The sequence below is a fragment of the Streptomyces sp. NPDC042336 genome (assembly GCF_055581985.1).
This window is the reverse complement of sequence record NZ_JBVJEA010000002.1, coordinates 628,018-649,280: the sequence shown is the minus strand read 5'-3', so window position 1 is coordinate 649,280 and position 21,263 is coordinate 628,018. Positions and strand designations below refer to the sequence as shown.

Annotated in this window: 38 protein-coding genes and 1 pseudogene; 31 read left to right on the top strand and 8 right to left on the bottom strand. The window is 71.7% G+C overall.

All coding sequences use genetic code 11. From position 1 onward, the window contains the following. The first annotated feature begins 1 nt into the window (after position 1). From ACZ6IM_RS08330 to ACZ6IM_RS08310, 5 genes and pseudogenes are all read left to right on the top strand, one after another. Entirely contained in the window at positions 2-1,459 is a 1,458-nt protein-coding gene (locus tag ACZ6IM_RS08330) for a DNA cytosine methyltransferase (RefSeq protein ID WP_469555272.1), read from the top strand. Next, on the top strand, positions 1,456-2,343 hold the full coding sequence (locus ACZ6IM_RS08325; RefSeq protein ID WP_469555115.1) for a hypothetical protein: 888 nt from the start codon (positions 1,456-1,458) through the stop codon (positions 2,341-2,343). The genes ACZ6IM_RS08330 and ACZ6IM_RS08325 overlap by 4 nt, the downstream gene beginning before the upstream one ends. Then, positions 2,340-2,603, top strand: a pseudogene (locus ACZ6IM_RS08320) (WhiB family transcriptional regulator); the annotation flags it as partial. The gene ACZ6IM_RS08325 and the pseudogene ACZ6IM_RS08320, both read left to right, overlap by 4 nt. 517 nt (positions 2,604-3,120) lie before the next feature. Next, positions 3,121-3,327, top strand: a complete 207-nt coding sequence (locus tag ACZ6IM_RS08315) for a hypothetical protein (protein WP_469555112.1) — start codon at positions 3,121-3,123, stop codon at positions 3,325-3,327. Beyond that, the gene (locus tag ACZ6IM_RS08310; RefSeq protein ID WP_469555109.1) at positions 3,324-3,512 is read left to right on the top strand and encodes a hypothetical protein; all 189 of its coding nucleotides are present in this window, start codon (positions 3,324-3,326) and stop codon (positions 3,510-3,512) included. The genes ACZ6IM_RS08315 and ACZ6IM_RS08310 overlap by 4 nt, the downstream gene beginning before the upstream one ends. 64 nt (positions 3,513-3,576) lie before the next feature. On the opposite strand, the gene ACZ6IM_RS08305 is transcribed toward ACZ6IM_RS08310, so the two are convergent. Then, positions 3,577-3,789, bottom strand: coding sequence for a hypothetical protein (locus tag ACZ6IM_RS08305; RefSeq protein ID WP_469555107.1), 213 nt, complete (start codon positions 3,787-3,789; stop codon positions 3,577-3,579). A gap of 185 nt (positions 3,790-3,974) precedes the next feature. Here ACZ6IM_RS08305 and ACZ6IM_RS08300 point away from each other — a divergent pair, with 185 nt between their 5' ends. The 19 genes from ACZ6IM_RS08300 to ACZ6IM_RS08210 all read left to right on the top strand — a co-directional run bounded on the left by ACZ6IM_RS08300 (position 3,975) and on the right by ACZ6IM_RS08210 (position 11,922). Beyond that, positions 3,975-4,781 carry a helix-turn-helix domain-containing protein gene (locus ACZ6IM_RS08300; RefSeq protein ID WP_469555104.1) on the top strand — a complete coding sequence of 269 codons (807 nt, stop codon included), beginning with the start codon at positions 3,975-3,977 and terminating at the stop codon, positions 4,779-4,781. Then, positions 4,778-5,524 carry a zinc finger domain-containing protein gene (locus tag ACZ6IM_RS08295; RefSeq protein ID WP_469555101.1) on the top strand — a complete coding sequence of 249 codons (747 nt, stop codon included), beginning with the start codon at positions 4,778-4,780 and terminating at the stop codon, positions 5,522-5,524. Before ACZ6IM_RS08300 ends, ACZ6IM_RS08295 begins: the two co-directional genes overlap by 4 nt. After that, positions 5,521-6,378: a DNA adenine methylase gene (locus ACZ6IM_RS08290; protein ID WP_469555098.1), complete on the top strand. Its 858-nt coding sequence runs from the start codon at positions 5,521-5,523 to the stop codon at positions 6,376-6,378. The genes ACZ6IM_RS08295 and ACZ6IM_RS08290 overlap by 4 nt, the downstream gene beginning before the upstream one ends. After that, complete coding sequence (locus ACZ6IM_RS08285; RefSeq protein ID WP_469555097.1) at positions 6,375-6,752, top strand: hypothetical protein; 378 nt, start codon at positions 6,375-6,377, stop codon at positions 6,750-6,752. Before ACZ6IM_RS08290 ends, ACZ6IM_RS08285 begins: the two co-directional genes overlap by 4 nt. After that, positions 6,749-7,042 (top strand): hypothetical protein, encoded by a 294-nt coding sequence (locus ACZ6IM_RS08280; RefSeq protein WP_469555095.1) that lies wholly within the window; start codon positions 6,749-6,751, stop codon positions 7,040-7,042. The genes ACZ6IM_RS08285 and ACZ6IM_RS08280 overlap by 4 nt, the downstream gene beginning before the upstream one ends. Then, positions 7,039-7,551: an HNH endonuclease signature motif containing protein gene (locus ACZ6IM_RS08275; RefSeq protein ID WP_469555093.1), complete on the top strand. Its 513-nt coding sequence runs from the start codon at positions 7,039-7,041 to the stop codon at positions 7,549-7,551. Before ACZ6IM_RS08280 ends, ACZ6IM_RS08275 begins: the two co-directional genes overlap by 4 nt. Beyond that, the gene (locus ACZ6IM_RS08270; RefSeq protein WP_469555091.1) at positions 7,548-7,871 is read left to right on the top strand and encodes a hypothetical protein; all 324 of its coding nucleotides are present in this window, start codon (positions 7,548-7,550) and stop codon (positions 7,869-7,871) included. Before ACZ6IM_RS08275 ends, ACZ6IM_RS08270 begins: the two co-directional genes overlap by 4 nt. Further along, positions 7,868-8,215, top strand: a complete 348-nt coding sequence (locus ACZ6IM_RS08265) for a zinc finger domain-containing protein (protein WP_469555089.1) — start codon at positions 7,868-7,870, stop codon at positions 8,213-8,215. Before ACZ6IM_RS08270 ends, ACZ6IM_RS08265 begins: the two co-directional genes overlap by 4 nt. Continuing rightward, the gene (locus tag ACZ6IM_RS08260; RefSeq protein ID WP_469555088.1) at positions 8,212-8,673 is read left to right on the top strand and encodes a DUF4326 domain-containing protein; all 462 of its coding nucleotides are present in this window, start codon (positions 8,212-8,214) and stop codon (positions 8,671-8,673) included. The genes ACZ6IM_RS08265 and ACZ6IM_RS08260 overlap by 4 nt, the downstream gene beginning before the upstream one ends. After that, positions 8,670-8,885 (top strand): hypothetical protein, encoded by a 216-nt coding sequence (locus tag ACZ6IM_RS08255; protein ID WP_469555085.1) that lies wholly within the window; start codon positions 8,670-8,672, stop codon positions 8,883-8,885. Before ACZ6IM_RS08260 ends, ACZ6IM_RS08255 begins: the two co-directional genes overlap by 4 nt. A 73-nt stretch (positions 8,886-8,958) precedes the next feature. After that, positions 8,959-9,711, top strand: coding sequence for a hypothetical protein (locus ACZ6IM_RS08250; protein ID WP_469555082.1), 753 nt, complete (start codon positions 8,959-8,961; stop codon positions 9,709-9,711). Further along, positions 9,704-9,952 carry a hypothetical protein gene (locus ACZ6IM_RS08245; RefSeq protein WP_469555080.1) on the top strand — a complete coding sequence of 83 codons (249 nt, stop codon included), beginning with the start codon at positions 9,704-9,706 and terminating at the stop codon, positions 9,950-9,952. Before ACZ6IM_RS08250 ends, ACZ6IM_RS08245 begins: the two co-directional genes overlap by 8 nt. Then, a complete protein-coding gene (locus ACZ6IM_RS08240; protein ID WP_469555078.1) occupies positions 9,949-10,170 on the top strand; it encodes a hypothetical protein in 222 nt (73 codons plus the stop codon). The genes ACZ6IM_RS08245 and ACZ6IM_RS08240 overlap by 4 nt, the downstream gene beginning before the upstream one ends. Continuing rightward, complete coding sequence (locus tag ACZ6IM_RS08235; protein ID WP_469555076.1) at positions 10,167-10,394, top strand: hypothetical protein; 228 nt, start codon at positions 10,167-10,169, stop codon at positions 10,392-10,394. Before ACZ6IM_RS08240 ends, ACZ6IM_RS08235 begins: the two co-directional genes overlap by 4 nt. Beyond that, complete coding sequence (locus ACZ6IM_RS08230) at positions 10,391-10,873, top strand: hypothetical protein (RefSeq protein ID WP_469555073.1); 483 nt, start codon at positions 10,391-10,393, stop codon at positions 10,871-10,873. The genes ACZ6IM_RS08235 and ACZ6IM_RS08230 overlap by 4 nt, the downstream gene beginning before the upstream one ends. Continuing rightward, positions 10,870-11,085 carry a hypothetical protein gene (locus ACZ6IM_RS08225; RefSeq protein ID WP_469555071.1) on the top strand — a complete coding sequence of 72 codons (216 nt, stop codon included), beginning with the start codon at positions 10,870-10,872 and terminating at the stop codon, positions 11,083-11,085. Before ACZ6IM_RS08230 ends, ACZ6IM_RS08225 begins: the two co-directional genes overlap by 4 nt. Further along, positions 11,082-11,252, top strand: coding sequence for a hypothetical protein (locus tag ACZ6IM_RS08220; RefSeq protein WP_469555070.1), 171 nt, complete (start codon positions 11,082-11,084; stop codon positions 11,250-11,252). Before ACZ6IM_RS08225 ends, ACZ6IM_RS08220 begins: the two co-directional genes overlap by 4 nt. Further along, positions 11,249-11,737 carry a hypothetical protein gene (locus ACZ6IM_RS08215; protein WP_469555067.1) on the top strand — a complete coding sequence of 163 codons (489 nt, stop codon included), beginning with the start codon at positions 11,249-11,251 and terminating at the stop codon, positions 11,735-11,737. Before ACZ6IM_RS08220 ends, ACZ6IM_RS08215 begins: the two co-directional genes overlap by 4 nt. After that, positions 11,734-11,922 carry a hypothetical protein gene (locus tag ACZ6IM_RS08210; RefSeq protein ID WP_469555064.1) on the top strand — a complete coding sequence of 63 codons (189 nt, stop codon included), beginning with the start codon at positions 11,734-11,736 and terminating at the stop codon, positions 11,920-11,922. The genes ACZ6IM_RS08215 and ACZ6IM_RS08210 overlap by 4 nt, the downstream gene beginning before the upstream one ends. Before the next feature lie 246 nt (positions 11,923-12,168). On the opposite strand, the gene ACZ6IM_RS08205 is transcribed toward ACZ6IM_RS08210, so the two are convergent. The 3 genes from ACZ6IM_RS08205 to ACZ6IM_RS08195 form a co-directional block, all read right to left on the bottom strand. Further along, the gene (locus ACZ6IM_RS08205; protein ID WP_469555062.1) at positions 12,169-12,384 is read right to left on the bottom strand and encodes a hypothetical protein; all 216 of its coding nucleotides are present in this window, start codon (positions 12,382-12,384) and stop codon (positions 12,169-12,171) included. A gap of 175 nt (positions 12,385-12,559) precedes the next feature. Then, a complete protein-coding gene (locus tag ACZ6IM_RS08200) occupies positions 12,560-13,009 on the bottom strand; it encodes a hypothetical protein (protein WP_469555060.1) in 450 nt (149 codons plus the stop codon). A gap of 10 nt (positions 13,010-13,019) precedes the next feature. Then, the gene (locus ACZ6IM_RS08195; RefSeq protein ID WP_469555058.1) at positions 13,020-13,337 is read right to left on the bottom strand and encodes a hypothetical protein; all 318 of its coding nucleotides are present in this window, start codon (positions 13,335-13,337) and stop codon (positions 13,020-13,022) included. A 358-nt stretch (positions 13,338-13,695) separates the two neighbouring features. On the opposite strand from ACZ6IM_RS08195, the gene ACZ6IM_RS08190 reads away from it, so the two are divergent. From ACZ6IM_RS08190 to ACZ6IM_RS08170, 5 genes are all read left to right on the top strand, one after another. Then, complete coding sequence (locus tag ACZ6IM_RS08190; RefSeq protein ID WP_469555056.1) at positions 13,696-13,899, top strand: hypothetical protein; 204 nt, start codon at positions 13,696-13,698, stop codon at positions 13,897-13,899. Positions 13,900-13,919: 20 nt separating this feature from the next. Further along, positions 13,920-14,897 (top strand): hypothetical protein, encoded by a 978-nt coding sequence (locus ACZ6IM_RS08185; RefSeq protein ID WP_469555054.1) that lies wholly within the window; start codon positions 13,920-13,922, stop codon positions 14,895-14,897. A 122-nt stretch (positions 14,898-15,019) separates the two neighbouring features. Continuing rightward, a complete protein-coding gene (locus ACZ6IM_RS08180; RefSeq protein WP_469555052.1) occupies positions 15,020-16,426 on the top strand; it encodes a hypothetical protein in 1,407 nt (468 codons plus the stop codon). 20 nt (positions 16,427-16,446) lie between these two features. Then, positions 16,447-18,531, top strand: coding sequence for a hypothetical protein (locus tag ACZ6IM_RS08175; protein ID WP_469555051.1), 2,085 nt, complete (start codon positions 16,447-16,449; stop codon positions 18,529-18,531). A 2-nt stretch (positions 18,532-18,533) separates the two neighbouring features. Next, positions 18,534-18,977 (top strand): hypothetical protein, encoded by a 444-nt coding sequence (locus ACZ6IM_RS08170; RefSeq protein ID WP_469555049.1) that lies wholly within the window; start codon positions 18,534-18,536, stop codon positions 18,975-18,977. Between the two features lie 90 nt (positions 18,978-19,067). On the opposite strand, the gene ACZ6IM_RS08165 is transcribed toward ACZ6IM_RS08170, so the two are convergent. Next, complete coding sequence (locus ACZ6IM_RS08165) at positions 19,068-19,301, bottom strand: hypothetical protein (protein WP_469555047.1); 234 nt, start codon at positions 19,299-19,301, stop codon at positions 19,068-19,070. A gap of 81 nt (positions 19,302-19,382) precedes the next feature. Here ACZ6IM_RS08165 and ACZ6IM_RS08160 point away from each other — a divergent pair, with 81 nt between their 5' ends. Further along, a complete protein-coding gene (locus tag ACZ6IM_RS08160) occupies positions 19,383-20,066 on the top strand; it encodes a hypothetical protein (RefSeq protein WP_469555044.1) in 684 nt (227 codons plus the stop codon). A 155-nt stretch (positions 20,067-20,221) separates the two neighbouring features. Here ACZ6IM_RS08160 and ACZ6IM_RS08155 read toward each other — a convergent pair whose 3' ends face one another. From ACZ6IM_RS08155 to ACZ6IM_RS08145, 3 genes are read right to left on the bottom strand one after another with little or no spacing between them, the layout of a single operon-like run. Beyond that, complete coding sequence (locus ACZ6IM_RS08155) at positions 20,222-20,398, bottom strand: hypothetical protein (RefSeq protein ID WP_469555042.1); 177 nt, start codon at positions 20,396-20,398, stop codon at positions 20,222-20,224. Beyond that, the gene (locus ACZ6IM_RS08150; protein ID WP_469555039.1) at positions 20,395-20,571 is read right to left on the bottom strand and encodes a hypothetical protein; all 177 of its coding nucleotides are present in this window, start codon (positions 20,569-20,571) and stop codon (positions 20,395-20,397) included. The genes ACZ6IM_RS08155 and ACZ6IM_RS08150 overlap by 4 nt, the downstream gene beginning before the upstream one ends. Next, on the bottom strand, positions 20,568-20,765 hold the full coding sequence (locus ACZ6IM_RS08145; RefSeq protein ID WP_469555037.1) for a hypothetical protein: 198 nt from the start codon (positions 20,763-20,765) through the stop codon (positions 20,568-20,570). Before ACZ6IM_RS08145 ends, ACZ6IM_RS08150 begins: the two co-directional genes overlap by 4 nt. 107 nt (positions 20,766-20,872) lie before the next feature. Here ACZ6IM_RS08145 and ACZ6IM_RS08140 point away from each other — a divergent pair, with 107 nt between their 5' ends. Beyond that, positions 20,873-21,211, top strand: coding sequence for a hypothetical protein (locus ACZ6IM_RS08140; protein ID WP_469555034.1), 339 nt, complete (start codon positions 20,873-20,875; stop codon positions 21,209-21,211). The last annotated feature ends 52 nt before the right edge of the window (positions 21,212-21,263 follow it).

Sequence of the window (21,263 nt, the reverse complement as noted above, 5' to 3'; positions counted from 1 at the left end):
CATGACCGATCTGTTCTGCGGAGCCGGCGGCTCCTCCACTGGTGCCATCCAGATCCCCGGCGTCGAGGTTCTGATGGCGGCCAATCACTCCCGGCACGCCATCGACACCCACCAGGCCAACCACCCGGACACCCGCCACGACTGCGCCGACATCTCCCAGGTCGTCCCGACCCGCTACCCGAAGACGGACATCCTGTGGGCGTCGCCGGAGTGCACGAATCACTCCAACGCGAAGGGAGTGAAGCGGGACCACGGCGAGTGGAACGACGGCCTGTTCGCCCCGGACGGTACCGACGAGACCGCCATCCGTTCCCGGGCCACCATGTGGGACGTCCCTCGGTTCGCCGAGGCCCACCAGTACCCGATCATCATCGTCGAGAACGTCGTCGAATCCCGCTGGTGGGGCCCCCAGAGCAACCGCGGCGCCGTCTACGACGCCTGGCTGTTCACCATGAAGGCGTGGGGCTACGAGCACCGCGCCGTCTACCTGAACTCCATGCACGCGCAGGCCCTCGGCCGCGGCGCGGCGCAAAACCGGGACCGTAAGTACGACGTGTTCTGGCTCAAGGGCACCCGTGCCCCGGACTTCGACAAGTGGCTCCGCCCCGCCGCGCTCTGCCCAGACCACGGCCTGGTCCGCGCCATCCAGGGCTGGAAGACGACGAAGCTGTGCAACCCGCTGAAGCCGTGGGGGAAGTACGGCGCCCGCAACCAGTACGTGTGGCGCTGCCCGCGCGTCGAATGCCGCAACGCCGTCGTCGAACCGACGGTTCGAGCCGCACACGAGATCGTCGACTGGACGCTGCCCGCGGTCGCCATCCGGGACCGCAAGGAGGCGGGCCTGGACCCGCTGGCCCCAGCGACCATGCGCCGGATCCGTGCCGGGTTCGAGCAGTTCGCCCGCCCCTACCTGGTGCCGGTCGAGGGCCGGGAGGGCAAGAGCCCGCTGTCCATCGACGGACCAATGCGGACGTGCTCGACACGGAACGAGACCGGGCTGGCCGTGCCGCCGTACATGGTGGAACTGCGCGGGGGCTCGTCGTCACACCGCGCGATCACGGAGCCGACGGCGACGGTGTGCGCGGGCGGCAACCACCTGTACCTCGCGGCACCAGACATGGTGCTGCCGTACTACAGCACCTCGATCGCACGGCCGGCGAGTGAGCCGCTGCCGACGGTGACCACAGTCGAAGGCGCTGCGGCGCTGCACGGGGGCCGCGCGGAGTCCGCGGAGGACATGCGGTTCCGGATGCTGGAGCCGCACGAGTACCAGGCCGCCATGGAGTTCCCGCCGGAGTACATCCTGACCCCGCGCGACAAGCGGACCAAGGTCAAGATGCTTGGCAACGCCGTCACGCCGAACGCAGCACGGGACCTGGTCGCGATGGCCGTAGAGGCCCTCACCGGCGAGGACATCGCCCTGCACCCCGGGGCGCCCGCGGTGGAGGTGGCGGCATGACCGGCTACCGGCCCGTCCCGCGTGAGGAGATCGCCGCGCTGCTTCGCTCCGGCGAGCTCACGGAGACGGCCATCGCCGAGCAGACCGGCGTGAGCCGCCCCACCGTCGCCAACATCCGCAAGACGTTGGGGCTGCCCGCGCCGCGGCTCGGCCACGAACCGCGGTACGCCACGGTCGAGGACGCCTTCCGCGACCACGCCGTCCCCGCTGCTGGCGGGCACGTCGAGTGGACCGGGGTCCGTACCGGCTCCGACGCGCCGATGGTCCGCTACCGCCGCGACAGCGTCTCCGCCTACCGCGTGGCCTTCCGGCTGCACCACGGCCGCGACCCGCAGGGCGTCGTCTACCCGACGTGCGGCCAGCCCACCTGTGTCGCCGGAGAACACCTCGCCGACACCCCCATGCGGCAGGCCACCGCGCGTGCCGCCCGGCCGCCGCGGAAGTCGGGCCCGCCGGGAGTACCCCGCTCGGAGATCATCGCCCTACTCCGGGAGGGCCACTCCAACCGATACATCGGCCGCACCCTGCGCACCAACCCGCTGCGCGTCGCCCGCATCCGGGCCGAGTTGGGGCTCCCCGCGATCGTGCAGACCGCCCTCCCGCTGGAAGAAGCCTGGCGGGCCCGCACCCGCCCCGCGGACGGCGGCCACCTGGAGTGGACCGGCACCCGCCGGGAGGGCCTGCCCGTCCTCACGCACGCCGGCGAGGCGTACACCGCCTACCGCGTTGCGTTCGGCCTGGTCCACGACCGGGAGCCCGAAGGCCGGATCCGGCCCGGCTGCGGCTTCCCCCGATGCGTCGCCCCCGCCCACCTGGAAGACCGGGTCATCCGGCAAACCCTCACCACCCAGCTCGAAGCGATCTTCTCAGGAGCAGCAGCATGAACACGTACACCGGCGGGACCGCGCGCGCCGAGGACTGGCGCGACAACTCGGCGTGCCTCACCGAGGACCCCGAGCTGTTCTTCCCGAACGGCAGCGAGGGCGGCGCGAAGCACGTCATCTTCGAGGCGAAGGCCGTCTGCGCCCGCTGCCCCGTCGCCTCCGACTGCCTCACCTTCGCCCTCAACGAGGGCATCAACTACGGCATCTACGGCGGCCTCGACGACCACGAACGCCGCAGGCTCCGCCGCCGCGCCGCCCGCCAGATCACCGCGGCGGACATCGACGAAGTCCGCAAGCCCGCCACCCTGGAAGAGGCCGTCGAACGGCACACGATCATCCACGACGGGCACCTCGAATGGACCGGCCCGAAACAGCTGTACTTCGCGGACGTCTACTACACGCCACGCCGGGCGGCGTTCCTCGTCGGCCACGGCCGGCCCGCGTCGGGGCACATCCACCCGACGTGCGCGGTGGCGGCGTGCGTGGACCCGGCGCACCTGGAGGACGGCCGGATCCGGGACGCCCGGAAGCGCGCGGAACAACGGGCCGTCGAGCAGCGGGAAGCGGCGGCGCGGGCGGCCGGACGCCAGCAGCAGGCCGCGGCATGACCGGCGGCGGGCTCGTCTGCGACATCCCCGCCGAGCATGACGGGCCCGTCCGCCCCTACCCCTGCGGACCCCGCTGCACCACCCACTCGCCGTGGCGGGAGAAGGGCCTCCCCGAACCCGCACCCGGACTCACGCCCGCACCGCGGGCCACACCGAAGGACACCACCTCGTGAAGACCACCAGCACCAAACCCGGCGCCCGGATCGCCGGCCGCGTCATCGCCCTCGGACTCGAACTCCCACCCATCGCCTACGTCGTCGCCTCCGGCACCGTCCCCACCTGGGCCCGGATCTGGATCGGCGGATGGCTGGCCCTCTGGCTGCTGTCCACCGTCGTCTCCGCCGCCAAGCAGCAGACCACCGAGACGCCACGGTGACCGCCCGCTCCTGGCGGCCCGACGGGCCCGGCAGCTTCCAGGCCCCGGCCGGCGTCCGCGCGGTGACCGACCGCACTGGCCGGCGCTGGACGAAGCGCGGCGCCCGCTGGACCGCAACCGGTTCGCACTTCATCCGCTGGCGGGAGCTGATCGCCGACCACGGGCCCGTCACGGAAGCCGACTGACCGCACGACGAAGCCCCGCACCACACGGTGCGGGGCCCGGAGAAGAGAGGAGGAGGGTATGCGATCAGAAGATGTCGCCGTCAGCGGGTTCGTCGCTGAGGTGCTTGAGCCGGCGCTCGATGGCCTGCTTCTTCCGCCACGCGGCGACGCGGGCGTGTGCATGCCGGCGCAGGTCGTCGGCCCGCGACGTGCCCTCCGCCTCGCACAGCTCCCCGTATGCAGCCCAGGTCGCGTCGTCGATACGGACCATGCGGCCGGGGGTTCCCTTCGTCGTCATGTCGACAGGGTAGCTGACCTCTCACCCGCAACACACCCCCACCGGCGATCCTGTATGCCGAATGTATTGCGGGTGACTATACACCCTGGGGTAGAATCGCAGTCAGGTAAGGCGCTCGAACAACCGCCCTGATCAGGGGCGTTACTCGGCATGCCCTGACCAGCACGAACACGAAATGAGATCCCGTGAGCTTCAAGGTCACCAACTGGGTGTGGGCCCGGTCTGAGTCCCGCAACGGGGCACGGCTCGTCATGCTCGCGCTGGCTGACCGCGCCGACGACAACGGCTACTGCTGGCCGTCCATCGATGACCTCTCCGAGCGCACGAAGCTCAGCCCCCGCGCCGTACAGAAGGCCATCGCCGTACTCGCCGAACTCGGGGAGTTGGACGTCGAAAACGGCGGCGGCCGACACCGCTCGAACCGCTACCGCATCGTCCCGAAACCCCGCACATCTGACGGGGTTACTGACCAGGAACCCCGTCAGAACGACGGGGTATCGGCTGAAGAAACCCCGCACTTTGCGCCCGAAACCCCGAACTTTGAAGCAGAAACCCCGAACTTTGAGACCGGAAACCCCGTCCAAAGTTCACCCGAACCTGTCATAGAACCAACAGAGAACCGTCAGGAGAACCTCCCCGCACGCCGCACCAACCGCGGCCCCGCCGACGAACTCCTCGACGAGTGGTGGGAGCAGTACGGCCGACGCACCGCCCAGGCGAAGCGCACCATCCGCCAGGCCATCACCGACGCCCTCACCAACGGCATCGACCCCACCGAGCTGCGCGCCGCCCTAGCCCGCCTCGGTGAAAACAGCAAGCCCGTCACCGGCGGCACCCTCCAGTTCGCCTTCGCCGAACTCCGCAAGCCCCAGCCGACCAACGTCATCGCCCTCCCCGGCCAGCCCGGCGTCCCCCTCACCGGAACCGACGCCAAGGTCGCCGGATGGATGGCCATCTCCCAACAGCTCCGCCAGAAAGGAGACTCCGCGTGAACGCCGAAGAGGCCGCCGAACTCCTCGCGCACTGCTCCGGCTTCGACAACCGGCAGCCCTCCGTCGCAGCCGCCCAATCCTGGGCAGCCGCCCTCAACGACATGCCGTTCGACCAGGACGCCCGCGACGCCGTCGCCGCCTTCTACACAACCCCGCCGCAGAACCCCAACGAGCGGCTGTGGATCCTCCCGCACCACGTCCGCACGCTCCGCACCAAGCTCCGTAACGCCCGCCTGCAGAACTTCCAGTACGAGCCGATGCCCAACGAGACGACCGCTGAGTACCTCGCCCGCTACCGCAGCCAGGTCCGCGCCATCGCCTCCGGCCGCGTCGCCGCCCCGACTGGCCGGCCCGCTCTCGAAGGCGGCCCCAGCAAGCAGTTCATGCGCGAGCTGGAGGCCCGCGGCTGGCAGGGCAACCGCGAGGTGCCCGACGACGAGCCGGTCGCCGAGCTGATCGACACCGTCCGCCGAACCGGACCCCTCGGCATCGCCTGCCCCATGTGCACCGCCGAGATCGGCTTCCCCTGCAAGTCCAGCTACGCCACGAAGAAGCACCCCCTCGGCAAGCCCCTCGCGAAACCCCACACCGCCCGCCTCCGGGCCGCGGCCGGCGAGCCGCAGCAGACCCCCGAACAGCGCGCCGCCGAGGAAGAGCGCGTCCGCGCCGCCTCAGCCCGGTTCCTCGCCCGCCAGGACGAGGACATCCCCGACGCCGACATCATCGAGGAGACCGCGTCGTGAAGAGCCCCGTCCCCTACTTCGGGTCGAAGCAGACCATCGCCCCCTGGATCGCCTCCCTGCTGCCCGACTGCGGCCACTACGTCGAGCCCTACTGCGGCAGCCTCTCCGTCCTCCTCGCCAAGCGGCCTTCCCCGATGGAGACCGTCAACGACCTCGACGGTGAACTGATGCTGTTCTGGCGGATCCTCCGCGACCGCCCCGACGACCTGATCCGCGCCTGTGCCCTCACCCCACACGGCCGCGCCGAGATGCTCGCCGCCCACGAGCCCGCCACTGATGAACTGGAGCAGGCCCGCCGGGTCTGGGTCCGCCTCTCCCAGTCCCTCGGCGGGCAGCTCCGCAAGAACGGCTGGCGGCACTACGTCAACCCCGGCGCCAAGGGCAACTTCGGGATGCCGTCCTACCTGGACGGCTACGTCGACCGCATGGCCGCGGTCGCCGAGCGGCTGCACGCGGTGTCGCTGGAGTCGATGCCCGCGCTGGACCTGATCGCCAAGTACGGGCGGCACACCGAGGTGCTGCTGTACGTCGATCCGCCGTACCTCGGCACGACCCGCGAGGCAACGACCCGGTACCGGCACGAGATGAAGACCGAGGAGCAGCACCGCGAACTAGCGGCCGCGCTCACCGGCTGCCGGGCGACGGTCGTTCTGTCCGGTTACGACAGCCCGCTGTACGCCGAGCTGTTCGAGGGCTGGGACCGGTACGAGCAGGCGTCGATGACGGGCAACGCCAAGGCCGACAAGGCCCGCACCGAAGTCCTCTGGGCCAACCGCCCGATCGGCGACCAACTCGACCTCTTCGCCCTGCCCGCCGGCGCGCCCGCCCGCCACACCCAGGAGACCGCGTCATGACCGTGTCGCTCTGCAAGCACAGCTTCCCCGTCCAGCCCCCACACGGCAGCCTCGCCAACCCCGGCGACTGCGCCCGCTGCGGTACGACGTGGGCCGACGTCCAGCGCGAGCTGGACCGGCAGGAGATCCTCCTCCGCCTCGGCACCGCCCACACCGGCCCCTGCACCTGGTGCCACCAGACCCGCGTCGTCTTCCGCTACGTCCGCGAGGAACAGCCCTGGGAACAGGAGACCCCGCCCGTCCTCTGGCTCTGCGTCCGCGACTGGAGCTACGCCCGCGAACGCGAAGAGACCACCGGCTTCATCGACTTCAACGACCTCTTCGACCGCGGCACCGACGAGCAACTGGAAGCCGGACTGCGGGGTGCCCTGTGACCACCGTCAGCCTCCCGACGCCCATCGTCGTCACCCGCCACCAGTGCCCCTACTGCCGCCGCACATGGTCCAAGAAGACCGCCGCCACAGCCCACATCGGCCGCTGCTGGAAGAACCCCGACACCCGCGCCTGCAAAACCTGCTGGCACCTCGAACCCGCCGAGGACGGTCCCTACCCCGAACACCCCGGCTGGCCACAGGAATGCCTCGCCCGCCACGACATCAGCAACGGGCTCCGCTCCAACTGCCCCAGCTGGCAGAAGCCCACCCCCTTGGAGGCCGGCCAATGACCGTGCAGCCCGCCCTCGACGGCACCGCGTGGGACGACGAGCAGTACCGCGCAGACGTTCGGAAGCGCATCAAGGACAACAGCACCACCGACCCGAACACCGGCTGCTGGCTCTGGGACAGGGCCCTCGATCGCGACGGATACGGCGTCATGCAGGCCACCCGCCGAGACAGCGCCCACCGCGTCGCCTACCTCGCCTACGTCGGCCCCATACCCGACGGACGAGTTCTCGACCACACCTGCCACTCGACCGACCGCACCTGCCCCGGCGGCAACGACTGCCTCCACCGGCGGTGCGTGAACCCCGCCCACCTGGAGCCAGTCACGCCCGGGGAGAACACCCAGCGCGGCACCAGCCCCAGCGCCCTGAACGCCCGCAAGACCCACTGCCACCGCGGCCACGAGTTCACCCCCGAGAACACCTACGTCTGGTCGGGCGGCCGGTCCTGCCGCGCGTGCCAGCGCCTCGCCGTCGCTGCGTACAAGATCCGGAAGAGGAGCCAGGGATGAGCACCACCAACTGGGAAGCCCCCGCCCTCGACGGAATGCCAGCGCCGGAACCGTGTGACGACTTCGAGACGTGGGTCGACCGCGTCCGCCCCGCCTTCGCCGCCGCAGCAGCCTCCGGCCGCGAGTTCGCCTCCTGGCACATCAAGGTCGCCAAGAAACTCCCCGAGCCCCCGAACCCGAAGGCGATGTGGGGCCAGCTGTTGCACCGCCTCCACGACGAGGGCCTGATCGAGCCCGCCTCCTGGACCACCACCCGCGACGGATCCGGAGTCCGAACCTGGCGCGGCACCCGCGCCGCACGACGAGGGAGGGCCGCATGAACACCCCCACCAACAGCAGCCGACCCACCGCCCGCCCGCTGGGTGCCCCGCGCCCCGCCAGCCTCCGCACCACAGCAGCGCACCCCGCCCGGACGGCCCGCTGCCCTCACTGCCACGCACACCCCGGCCAGCCCTGCACCACCCGCACCGGACACCGACTCCCGCAGCCGCACCCCGCCCGACTCAGTGCCCACGCCCAAGCCACGGCCTGCTGCCCCGCCTGCCAAGTCGAACCCGGCACCCCCTGCCACGACCACGGCCGGGCCCGCCCCACCGTCCACGCCCGCCGCTACCAAGAAGCCGAGGACGCGGCCCGACTCAAAGCCCAGGAGGACGTCCGATGAGCACGCCCGTCCGCATCCAGCGCCGCCGAACGGAGGGCTGGACCCTCGCCGGAGCAGCCCACCCACTCCGCGGCGGCATGATCGTCGACCGCAGCAGCCGCTACGGCAACCCCTGCAAAGTCAGCCTCATGCAGGAGATGGGCTACGACGACCCCCACGCCGCCGCAGCCGCCAACTACCGCACCTGGCTCGCCGGGAACCGCTCCGACGCCCCCACCAACGAAGGCGACCAGCAGCGCGAACGCATCCTCGCCGGACTCGAACGGCTCCGCGGCAAAGACCTCGCCTGCCCCTGCCCCCTCGACCGGGCATGCCACGCCGACTACCTGCTGCGCCTCGCCAACATGCCCGCCCCCGACCTCGCCGCCTGGGTCAGCCAGGTCCGCGCCCGTGTCGATCGGCAGCGCGTCCGCGACGGCGAACCGCCCATGTACGCCACCCAGGAGGCCCCGCGGTGACGCCCTACGAGAAGTTGCTCGCCGAGGCCCTGCCGACCGGCACCTTCGGCCACGCCCAACCCACCAGCACGGCGCAGCAGCGCGCACCCCGACCGTGGACCGCCGAGGAGCAGGCGCAGCACCGCGCCGAGCTCGAAGCCGCCCTCACCACCAGCAAGTCGCGCGGGCCCCGCCGGCACCTCACCGCCGTACCCGACCAGACCGCCGCATGAACGCCGCAGCCCGGCGTGCTGCTGACACGCCGGGCCTGGCCCTGATCATCCCACCCCGACCCTTGGAGACCCGATGACCGACCAGACCACCGCTCCGACCGTCACGCCGGACCCTGACCGGGACGGCGTCATCCTGCACTTGCCGGAGATCACCTACCTGGACACGCAGGCGTGGGCCGTCGACGTCGGCCTGACGGCGGAAGGTCTCGCCGCGCTGCGGACGCTGCTGGGTGCCGCCCCGCCTGTGCCGCTGCCGCCCGTCGTTCAGTCTCCGATCCGTGAGCAGCTCCTGAACGCGATCGACTTCTCGTTCTGCCAGTCCCTGGGCTACGGCACGCCGGAGGGGCTGCTGGCCGCCTACGAGGCCAGCCGGACACAGACCGTGGACCAGACCGCGCTCCGCGAGACGCTGCGCCGTGTACTCGCCGAGGCCGACGGCTTCAGCTACGACAGCCTGGAGCCGCACGACTACCAGAGGCACGTGGACGACGTCCTCGCCGCCGTGCTGCCCGCGACCACCAACCACGACACCGACACGAGCGCCGATCGGCTTGAGCGCGTCCGCGAGTGGGTGACGAGCGACGTGGTCACCGCGCGCAACGAGTTCGGCAACGGCTACCGGGAGGCGCAGCGCGACATCCGCGACCTGCTCAACGGAAGTCGTATGGCCGACGAGACGGCAGCCACCGAGGCACAGGCCGCCGCGTGGGGCGTCTGCCAGGACTGTGGCGCTGCTGCCGGACCGGACTGCGACTGTCCGCCGTTCGCCGAACAGCAGGCCGAGCCCGCCGCCGGGGCGCGGCAGGACGGGGCCGACCGTGGCTGACTACACCAGCGAGACCGTCACCCGCACCATCCGCCGCTGGATCGTCCCGGCCGCCGAACCTTGGGGCGCAGCCTCGGACGAGATCGGGAAGGCGTGGACAGCCGCACAGGTCGCCTACCGGGAGGCGCACCAGGTCCCGGTAGGGACCGCACTCCCTGCCGACGTCCTGCGCTTCCACGTCCGCGACGAGGAGATCGTCATCGAGTTCACCACCGAGCGGCAGGACGGGGCGCGACCGTGACCGCCTACGTGATCGGCTACGAGGTCTACTGCGACGGCCCCGACGAGCACACCGACTGCCCCGAGTCCGCCGCCGTCGCCAACAGCTTCGCGTCGCGGACGGCGCGCGCGGTGCGCGCCGATGGGCGGGAGCAGGGCTGGACGGCCCGGCATGGTGGCGGCCGGCTCATCGACCTGTGCCCGAGCTGCACCGCCAAGCGGCAGGGCGGGGCGCAGTGACCGACCTTGCCGCACTCGTGCTCCTGGTGGCCGCGCTGACCGCGTGGATGTGCGGCCACCAGGGCGCCGCCTCCTGGCCCCACCGCAGGGTGCAGGCGCCCGTCTCCCGGCCTCAACCCCCGCCCCGCGACTCTCGCGACGCCACACCCCGAACTCGGCCCGCACGCGCCCGCACAGCCGTTTGGGCCTACACCCAGCCGATCACCTACGAGGAGCAGACGTGAAAGCCACCATCATCCTGCTGATGGGGTCCCGCGCCCTCACTGAGCCCGGCGTCGTCGCCGGAACCCTCGCGGACATCGCGTTCAACATCGCCGACGGCCCCGTCATCGTCCGACATGGCGCCTGCCCCGGCGCCAACTCCGCCGACCAGAACGCCTCCGACTGGATCAACAGCATTGGCAACCGGCACGGCATCCTCGAAGACCCCATGCCCGCCGACTGGGACAACTGCGCACCCAACTGCCCGACCACTCCCGGGCACCGGCGGATCAAACGGCCAGGCGACACAGCCCACCCCGGCCTACTGCCCGACTACTGCCCGGGAGCCGGACCCCGCCGTAACGTCGCCATGGTCGCCAAGCAGCCCCGCCCCGACTACGCGCTCGCCTTCCCTGAGCCCGGCCAGCCCAACTACGGCACCCGCAACTGCATCAGGCTTGCGCGCGCCGCAGGGATCAACATCCGCGAGGTGACCCCGTGATCCCCTGGCTGATCCTCACCGCGATCCTTGCCGCACCCGCCGGCTGGATCGTCGGGCATCGCACCGCCCGCATCCGCATCATCCCCATCGGCGCGATCCTCGCCCAAGACCAGACCGCGCTCGCCGCCGAGGAGGTCGACCGGTTCTGGCAGATCGTCAACCACCTCGACCTCGACCTCGACCAGCCCGACGACCCCAGGAGCAGCACGTGACCGACCCGTCGTCGAGCCCCCGGCCGGAGCGCGCGCCCCGGCCGGGCGTCACCTGGCAGACCGAGCTGGTGCGCGTCGAGCAGCTGGTCGACGACGAGACGCCCGACCCCCGACCGAACCGAGCCACGCGCCGCGCCCTCAAGCGCGCAGCACGGAGGAACCGATGACCGACCTGCCCGCCTCCACCGCCCCGGCCGCCGCCGCTCACCCGCTCGTCAAGGGCCGCTGCCCCGCCTGTCGAGGCGCCAGCCTCTTCCTCGGCTCTGGTGGCTACGTCACCTGCTCCCGCCTCGACTGCCCCAACCCGACGGCCGCCGACGACCTCCTGCACGGGGAGCAGCCCTCGCCCGCCCCGGCAGCGACCCAAGCGACCGGGCCCGGCGAGCACTGCGGCCACCTCATGCCCGCCTGGGTCGCTGGCCCCCGCAGCGAGTGCACCCTCCGCCCCGGCCACCAGGGCAGCCACGCCGACGACCGCGGCGCCCGCTGGTGGTACGACCCCACCGGCGACAGCAGCGGCCCGTGCACCTGCGGTGGCCGGTTCCCCCTCCAGCACCTCCACGCCGACCAGCACCAGCAGACCGGGAACCACACCGGTCCTTCACGCGTCGTTCACACCGCAAGCACCACGCCACCCACGGAGAACCCATGACCAACCTCGCCGAACGCAGCACCAGCAAGTACGACACGCAGAAGGCCGCCGCCAAGGCGCTCCTCGAATCGATTGCCAAGGCCGTTAACGACGTCGAGGCCGCCAACCTCGACTACGACTCGCGGATCTCACGCCTCGCCGAACTGGCCCGCGCCTACGCCCTCGTTGTCCACGGCAAGGAGTAGCTCCGGCTTGACGGCCGTGGCATCCTGAACCCCAGCCCGCTCGTCTGCCCGCGGGAAACCCGGGCACCCGAGAACAGTCGGATCGCACAGCCGAGCGGGCACCGTCTGCCGGGAACAGGTCGGGTCCGGGCAACCGCATCCCTCCCGCACCACGCCGCGCCCCACCGGGGACCAACGCCGCAGCGGGGCAGAGACCCCCGGAGACACGCGCCCCGCCTGCCCCCAGCAGGTGGGGCGCACCTCTGCTCAGTGCGTCCACACGTCCGGCCCGCCACCGCGCCACTCGATCAACGCGCTGCGCACCACATCCATCTCGTCGAACTCCTGAAGGCCAGCCTCCTGCAAGAACGCCGCCACATCCCGGACGCTGTACGCCAGGCCGAGAATCTGTCCGTCGACCCGCACGCGCCGGCCACCCTGTTCGTCGGGCGGGTACACGATCACGGGGCGGTCGGTGGCCATACCCCCACCCTCCGACCCAGCCGGGCGGCGCGCACCACGGGGTACGCCGACCGGCTTGACACCCTCCGCATGATGGGATCACCGGACGGTCGCACTGCTCTGCCGACGCGTCCGGGTTGCTGCACACGAGAGCCCCCGTCGTCCAGGTCGACGGGGGCTCCCAGCGTTGTGGGGGTTACGGCGCCTCAGGCTGCCAGCGGGCTACCCAATCAGGGAACAGGCCGCTGGCTGCGATCACCGAGCGGCGCGCCTCATGCGCCACCTCGGCCGCCTCTACGGCAGGGAGGCCGTCGGTGAGTGCGTCGTCCCGGACCTGCCGCCACACCTTCCACGAAGCTGACTGCACCCTCCCCCGCAGTCGCTGCGCCTCGGCCCGCCTGATCACTGCATCCGTCTGCGGGGTCCGGTACCCAGGTGTACCGAAGTCGTTGTGCTTCGGTCCCTCGGTCGCCAGCGCGCGCATCTCGGCGAGGTACGCGGCACGCCGACCGGAGTGCCAATCGTCCTCACGGCGCGTGACGAACGGCCACCACGGCTTGCCAAGGTGTGCGCGACAGCGGTGCTCGGGGTCGTAGGACGATCCGACGTAGAGCAGCGCCCCCTCCGCGTCGTACAGGCGGTACACAGCAGCGCGCCTACCGGTCGCTGCGGCGGTCGGGCTGGGTGTGTGCGTCATCGGGAGCCGCCTTCTTCTTGTCGAGGTCGGTGCGCTCCCCTTGGCGAAGGGTCCGGCTGCGGAAGTACCGCTCCACGGCCGCCCACTCGAAGATCCGCGTGCGGCCCCGTTCGAAGACCGGCGCAGGCCAGTCCTCGTCGTCGGTAGCCAACTGACGGATGCGCGCAGGGCCGACCTTCTTCAGGCCTGCCGCTTCCAGGAGAGCTGGCATCTCAGGGATCGTCACCAACTTCGGCACCTCCGGCGCGCGCTCGCCCTCGTTCGGGGAGCTGGGCATGGCCCCATCCTCTCAACTTATTTGCGTTGACGCAAATAAGTGCTACGGTCGTTCCTGCACCAACAGAAGCGCCCCGGCCAGAGTTCGCACCTCCGGTCGGGGCCAGTCCACCCCTGACATCACCAGGAGAGACCGTGACCGATCGTAACGGCCAGCCGCAACAACAGCCCAGCCCCTTCACCCTGCCCCGCCCGGCGGCCGCCCAATGAGCGCCGAGCACGAGCGGACGAAGCCACCCCTCCCCGTGCGCCCACCCCGCCCCCACCCCCAACACTGACCGCCCCACCCCCGCAGACCGCTGCCGCGCGGTACGACCATCCCCCCGTCCCGCGCGGCAGCACCCCGAGAGGAGCCCGACATGGGCCGCACCCCCGCACGGCGCGCCCGGGGCTACTCGCCCCTCACCGCCACCCTCCGCACCCCACTCGCCCGCTACGGATTCACCGCCCTCGCCCTCCTCGCCCTCGCCACCGCACAGACCGGCCCGTTCCTCATCACCACCGCCCTCGCCGCATACGCCTGGCGCAACCACACACCCCGCCGCCCGCGTCGCCGACGCTGACCCCGCACGGAGACGACACCGTGAAGACACTGACCCGAGGCCAGAAGATCGTCCTCGCCGCCGCCGCCCTGCCGATGATCGCCGTCGGTATCGGAGGCGGCATCGGCACCTACGTCAACATCGTCTCCGTCTTCCACCGCAGAGGAACCGCAGCCGGAGTCGTCGCCGCCGGCGAAGGCGCCGTGTTCGTCCTCGCCCTCGTCTTCGTCGGCCTCACCATGCTCGGCCAGGCCGCGCCCCTCGCAGTCCGCGCCGGCCTGTGGCTGCTCCCCGCCACCACCTCCGCCGTCGGTGTCGTCGTCGCGCCGACCGGCCGCGAGGCCGTCGTCTTCGCGATCACCCCGATGGCGATGACCGTAGCGGCGGAAGGACTCGGCCTCCTCGCCCGGCGGATCGTCGTGCACCGCACCGGCGTCGACGTCGAGGCGCAGCGTCGCAACGCCGCGATCCTCACCCGGATCGCCTACCACCGGGCGCGCGCCGAGCACCACCCCTGGAAGCTGGTCCGCCGCTACTCCGAGCTTGCGGCGTGGCGGCTCATGGCCCGCCTCGGCCACCACGACGCCAACCTCGGTAGCGCCCTCACCGACGTTCAGAACACCCGCATCATCGACGGCGCCAACACGGCGCTCGCCACCATGTTCCGTAGCGGCCCCGAACTCCCGGCCGCCACACCCCGCCCCGCCGTAGCGTCTCCGGCCGCCACGGCGAAACCGGTCCGCCACACCGTCACGGCGAAGGCCGCCACGCCACCCCCGGCTGACGACACGACCACACCGGCCGACGCTCCCGAGCAGTCGGTGCCCTGCTACGAGCCCGGCACCCCGCACTACGTCGTCCGGTCCCTGTGGCTGCGCCTCGGCCACCGGCCCACCGAGAGCGCCGTCGTCGAAGCCCTCGGCGACGCCAGCCTCCCGAACTCCCGCGCCCAGGCCGGGAAGATCCGCCGCCAGGTCGAAGCCGAGAACCCCGCCCTGCCCGGCCCCCGCGCCGCCTGACCTGACTGCGATTGCAGTCCGACTGCGGTCGCACCCGATCCGCCCCCTGACCAGCAGCAACCCCCCGCCCTGCACGACTCGGACTGCAGTCAGAGTCACAGTCACAGTGAGGAGCCCCGCCCGTGGCCCGCACCAAGACCCCACCCGCCGCCGACACCACCACGACCCCCGAGTCCCCGCCCGACCAGCCCCAAGCCCAGGCCCGGCCCTCGCCGGTCCTCGCCTGGCCGTCCGAGTGGCCCGTCCCCGAACTCCCTGCCGAGCCCCGCCGCCGCACCCGCGGCCTCCCCATGGGCCCGGTCCTCGCCGGCGCGGGCAACGGCACGACGCTCGTCACGACCGCCGCGTACTCCGCGGGCGGTCCCGCGGCCGCCACGGTGGCCGGGGTGGTCGTGGCAGCGGGCGTCACCGCGGCGGTGCTGCGTCGTCGTGCGGCGGTCCGTCGTGGCGTGGCGGCCCGAGCGGGTGGCGCCACCACGGGCGGGCGGTCGCGTAGCGGTAGCGGCCTGCGTAGCGGCTCTGGCGGAGGCGGGTCCCGTGCCGGTAGCGGGGGTGGGCGTAGCGCCGCGGGTGGCCGTAGCGGTGCAGGTAGCGCCCTGCGTAGCGGTGCCGGGCGTAGCGGCACCCGTCTGTCGTCCGGCGGCGGCCGTAGCGGTGGCGGGGGCCGGGGGCGTAGCGGGAAGCAGAGCGGCGGCAGCCGACTGCTCCGCAACCTGGCAGCCCGCCACACCCCGCACCACAGCCCCGGTAGCGGCAGCCGACAGGAGCAGCGCGCCACCGACAAGACCGCGAAGCACCGCAAGCACGCCACCCCCAGCACGGGCAAGAGCCACGCGCTCCGTGCCGCCGCCGCCCGCGCGACCCGCGCCGCGTGGAACACGACCCGGCCGCACGCCGCCCGCGCCGCGAAGGCCATCGGCCGCGCCGCCAAGAAGACCGGTACGACCCTCCTCGACGGCGCCCGCGCCGGACTCGTCGGGATCGCCGCCGCTCTGTGGCAGCGGAAACTGCGCGTCTTCCGCCCGGCCGTCCGCGCCATGTGGCGGCGCATCAAGAGCAAGCGCGCCGCAGCACGAGCAGCAGAAGACCCCAACACGAACACCACGCCCGTCGCCGACACCGTGCGACGCCCCACCCACCCCAACCCGACCAACCCTGGAGGACCCATGTCCGGTGGAGGACACCACTTCGTCGCCCCCGCGATGGAGGCCGCCCGAGCCGCATCCCACTACCAGCCGACCGGCATGCTCCAAGTTGGCGCCGACTTCGCCGGACTGGAAGAGGCGCTGCGTCTGTACGCCGAGGCTATGAAGATCACCGTCGAGAACGCCGACGCCACCCAGCCCCTCCACCCCAACATCGTCGAGCTGATGCGGCAGATCCACGGCCTCCAGCTCAAGGCCGCCGAACTCGCCGCCGAACTCCAGCCCGCCTTCCGACAGCTGCACGACGTCGACATTGCCCGCCTGGAGAACCCCCGCAAGGGCGCCGCAGGCGAGCGCATGTGGGACGTCTCCGCCAACCTCTGACCCCGATCAGGAGCACCGTCGTGAAACTCGACTGGGACGCCAAGCACGGCCCCGTCACCGGCCCCATCAACACGGGCCTCGCCACCCTCGCCGTCGGCTACGGCGGCCACACCGCAGGCATGCCCTGGGAGTGGGCCGCCCTCACCGCCGGAGCCGGGCTCATCGGCACGCACATCGCGGGCCGCCGCCACAAGGTCACTACGGCGACGCTCGCGCTGCGCGCGGCCGGGTGGCTGGCGGCGGGCGGCTGGTGCTCGTGGGCGATCGCCGAGGGCCCGTGGTCGCAGACCGCGCTCGGCGCGCTCCTCGCCGGCGTGCTCGGTCTGGGGGCGGCGATGGCGGGGGCGCACCACGTCGAGGAGAAGGCGGAAGCCGAGCGGGTCGAGCAGGAGGCTGCCGCGCGCCGCGCGACGCTGGACGGGAAGCGGCAGAAGATCGCGGACGAGTGGGAGGACCGCATTGTCCGCGTCTGCCACGGCACCGTCGTCACGATCGTCGGCGTCGAGGTGTGGGAGTCCGGCGGCGGGTTCAGCCTCGACGGCGAGTGCGGCGCGGGCGGCACCCGCTGGAAGGACATCGCCGTCTGCAAGGAGCAGCTCGCCGCAGACGCCCGCCTTCCCGAAGGCTGCGGCGTCGAAGTAGAGGCCGGTGCGCACCGCGGCGCCGTCCTCATCCACGTGTCCACCGTCAACCACCTCGTCGACGACGTGCCCTACCCGACCGACTACTCCCCGCTCACCGTGAACCAGCCCGCGCCGATCGGCGTCCGCCGGGACGGGCAGCCGGAAGGGCCGGTGAACCGGCAGGCGTCGATGCTCCTCGTCGGGCAGCGCGAGTCCGGTAAGACGAACCTGATGAACGTCATGATCGCCAACCAGTGCCGGATGGTCGACTCCCTCACCTTCGTGATCGACCTCAACGGCGGTGGTCTCGCCTTGAAGTGGCTGCGTGCCTGGCACGCAGCGGGCAGGACCGGTCGGCCGCCGATTGACTGGGTGGCCGACACCCCGGAGAAGGCGCGCGCCATGGCGGCGGCGCTGGTGCGGATTGCGAAGGCGCGGAAGGTTGGCTATCAGGACCGGGAGATCGCCGCGAACGACGACAAGCTGCCCGTCGATGCGGAGGTGCCGGAGATCAGGGTGTTCAACGACGAGGGCGCCGAGATCTTCTCCACCCGCTCCCGACGTGACGAAGTCCTTCGTGGTATCGCCGACGACCTGATCCAGACGCTGGAGATTGCCCGCGCCGCCGCGGTCAACGAGACCACGTCCGGGCTCCGCGCCACCCAGGACGTACTGTCCGACCCGCAGATCCTGAAGCAGTCCACCTTTAAGGCCGGGCTGCGCGTGTCGGACGACGCGGAGCTGAACTACTTCTTCGGCTACAACCACAACGCCAGCGCCGAGGACGCCCCCTACCCCGGGTGCGCGCTCGTCAAGAATGGTACGGGCCAGGTCCACCCGCTGAAGATCTTCCGGCTGCAGCCCGCGCAGATCCTCGACATCGTCAAGGCCACCGCCGACCGGCACCCGGAACTCGACGAACTGTCCCGACGCGCGGCGGGGGAGGCATACGAGCAGCGGTGGATGAACACCGACCACCTGTTCGGAGGCCCCATGCCCGCACCGGCGGCCGTCGAACCCGAGCCCGTGGCCCCGCCCAAGGGCCGCGGAGTGACCGCGGACTGGGGGAAGACCCCGGCCGGCGGCGAGGCGCAGACCGCGATCGACCAGGCGGACGAGGCGCGGCGGAAGCTGCACGAGGCGATGAACGAGTCCGGCACCCGCGACGGGGACCTCGACACGCAGTTCATGGACATCCTCGCCGGCGGCGGCGTCACCTGGCAGCCACCCACCCCGGGCCAGCCCGCGGTCGAGGACGGCGACAAGGACCCGCGGCAGGAGCTGGTGTTCGAGATCGTCGCGAAGGCGGGCCCGAACGGGATCGGGCCGGAGGCGATCCGGGACGCGATCCGACGCCTGCACCCCACCGTCGACGTGCCTCACGCGGCGACGATCGGCCGCTGGCTGACCGCTGACCCGCGCGTGCACCGGCCCCGCTTTGGCCGGTACGCCGTCCGTCCCACCGACACCCGAGGAGAGTGATCATGTCCGCGCTGCCCGAGCGGTACCAGCGCTACGCCGAGCCCGGGCCGCGCCCCGTCCACGGCGAGGTCCAACTGCGCGAGGAGCGGGACCCGATCGTGTGGGTGCCGAACGCCTATGGGGAGATGGTGCCGATGCGCCGCTCCCAGGCGCCCGTCCTGCCGACCGCGACCCCGCCACGGGACCTGACCCCGCAACCTGTCCTCGACCCGCTCGCGCAGCGCATGGCCGCCGCCGGAGTCGGTGCGGGCGCCGCGGGCGCCGGGGTCGGCTGGGGGATCGGGCAGGCCGCAGCCGGCGTCGCGTCGATCGGCGGGAGCACGGCGGTGGTGGCGATGCTGGTGCTGTGGCTGCTGGCGCGGGCGTCGCGGCCGTCGGTGCACGTCCGGCAGACCGTCCACAACCACGCGAAGTGGTGGGGGAAGAACACGACGAACGTCGGTTGACAGCCCTGCGATAGTGAGAGAGCACCTGGGTTTCGAGCGCCGAGTTGCACCCCCAGAAGCCCCCGCCACCCCCCCCGGCGGGGGCTTCGCCTATCCCTCGACCGGCTCCCGCAACGGTGCTGGGGTGGGTGCGGCGCGGGCCATCCATCGGCCGTCGGACAGCAGGGTCGGCATCATGATCGGCATCATGCCCACGTTGACGAGCTTCGCCAGGCCCTCCACGCACTCGTCCCGCGTGTCGGCCTGCACTCCGTACCTGATCGGCATGAGCCCCAGTGTGCCGCCCGCCACGGACAGCCGGTACCCGATCGCCCGGATCAGCATCACGGATCGGTGACAGCGCCTTCACGTCGCCTCCACAACAGCGCATCATGCACCCCAACAGGCCAGACCCTTGGGGGACCCGTGAACCAGCCGCCGAACTACCCGCCGCCACCGCCCGGGTGGGCACCCCCACCTCCTCCGAGGAAGAGGCGGACCGGACTCATCTGGCTCGCCGTCGCCGCAGTCGCAGCCTTCGCCGTCGGTGGCGGCGCCGCAGTGCTCACCAAGGACGACGGCCCGGACCGCACGGAGAGCGCTTCGACCGCCGAGCCGACCACCAGCAGCCCGTCTGCCACAGAAGCTGAAGTGTCCGACGAGTGCCGCGCCTGGGTGAAGGCCGAACTGATGGACGGTCGGGAAGCCATCGACGCAGCGACCGGCTACGGGGCGTGCGGTGACCTGACGAGCGAGCAGTGGGACGCGGTGACCGAGGACGTCACGAAGGAGATCACCGACGACCCCAGTGCCCTGCACCAGGCGACGTCGACGGAGGCGGAGCGCTTCCAGGAATGCGTGGGGCGCACCGGCACGGCCAGCGAGAAGAAGGCCGTCAAGCACGTCACCAAGGTCACCGGAGCCGACGAGCACAACAGGATCGCCGATCTCGCCGACGTGTACACCGACTACAGCGGCGGCCTGATGGGTGGCCATGCGGGCGATGGCCGGCTCATCGCGTCGGCGTTCACGTCCTGCTACAAGTCGTCGAACGGGTTGGTGACGGTGTACGACAAGGACGGCGAGTTGCTGGCCACCGAGCGGTACTGATGTTCCCCCGTTCGGGGGTATTGGCAGGCGTCCGGGCGCGGGCGTAGCGTCGCGTGGAGCGGCGGTCGTGTGGGAAGTGAGCTGCGAGCTTCGACCGGCACGACCGCCGCGCCCGCACTGGCAGGCCCCGCACCGGACTCCGGGCGGGGCCATCGTCATGCCGTGGGCGTGTCGTCGATCGATGGTGGCTGGTCAGCGAGCGGGCATCCGTCCTTGTGCCACGTCTGTAGGGTGCTCCCGTCCGGTCGGCCGATGATGACGCGCTGGTCGTGCTCGCCGGGGAACGCGAGGCAGGCCGGGCACAGCTCCTCCCAGTGCCGGCCATCGGTCATGTCGTGGGCTCCTCGTCCGGGCGCGGCGGGGTCGCGTCCACCGGCAGCCCCGGGAAGGGAAGGCCGACAGGCAGGACGCGCTCCCTTGGTTCCAACGGCTGTTGCTCGGTCATGAGGGCGAAGTGCTCGGCGTCCAGGTACAGCGTGTCGACAGTGGTCGGCTGCTCGCTCATGCGGTCGTCTCCTCGCTGCTCACCGGACGCTCCGGCAGCTCGGCGCCGGGGCGTTGGACGTACCACTCCCACAACTCCCGGGTCACTGCGGAGCGGTCGGCGCCGACCCTCTTGGCGGCGGTGTCGAGGTCGTTCCAGAGCTGGTCGTCGACGCCTCTGATCCCTCGGAGCTTCTCCTTGTGCTGGTTGGCCATGAGGAGAGTCTGACAGGTGGTTGACCACCCGTCCAGCCTGTGTCATATTGGAGGTGGTTAACCACCCGTGAACAGGGCGGGAGGTAGCCCGAACCGAGGGGGACCCGATGATCGCCACCAACCGCACCCGCCGCCAGACCCTCCAGGCCCGCGCCCGCACCACCCGCGCCGCCGCCAAGATCCGCCGTCAGGGCGCCGCCACCCTCGCCACCCACTGCATCGCCGCCGGCCTCGCCCCCACCGAAGCCCGCGCCGTCGCCGGGTCCCTCCGCAAGAACGCCGCCAAGGCCGGCGTCGCCGGCCAGACCGGCACCAGCTACCGCAAGGGCCGCGCCCGCGCCTGCACCCGCTACACCCCCGCCGAGGTCGCCGCGATCGCCGTCATCTACCGCCCCCGCAAGCTCGCCTACAAGGCCTGCGCCGCCAAGCTCGCGCTCGCCGCCTGAGAGGTCACGTTGCTCACTCCACTCAGCGTCCTGGACCGCCTCGCGGCTCGCT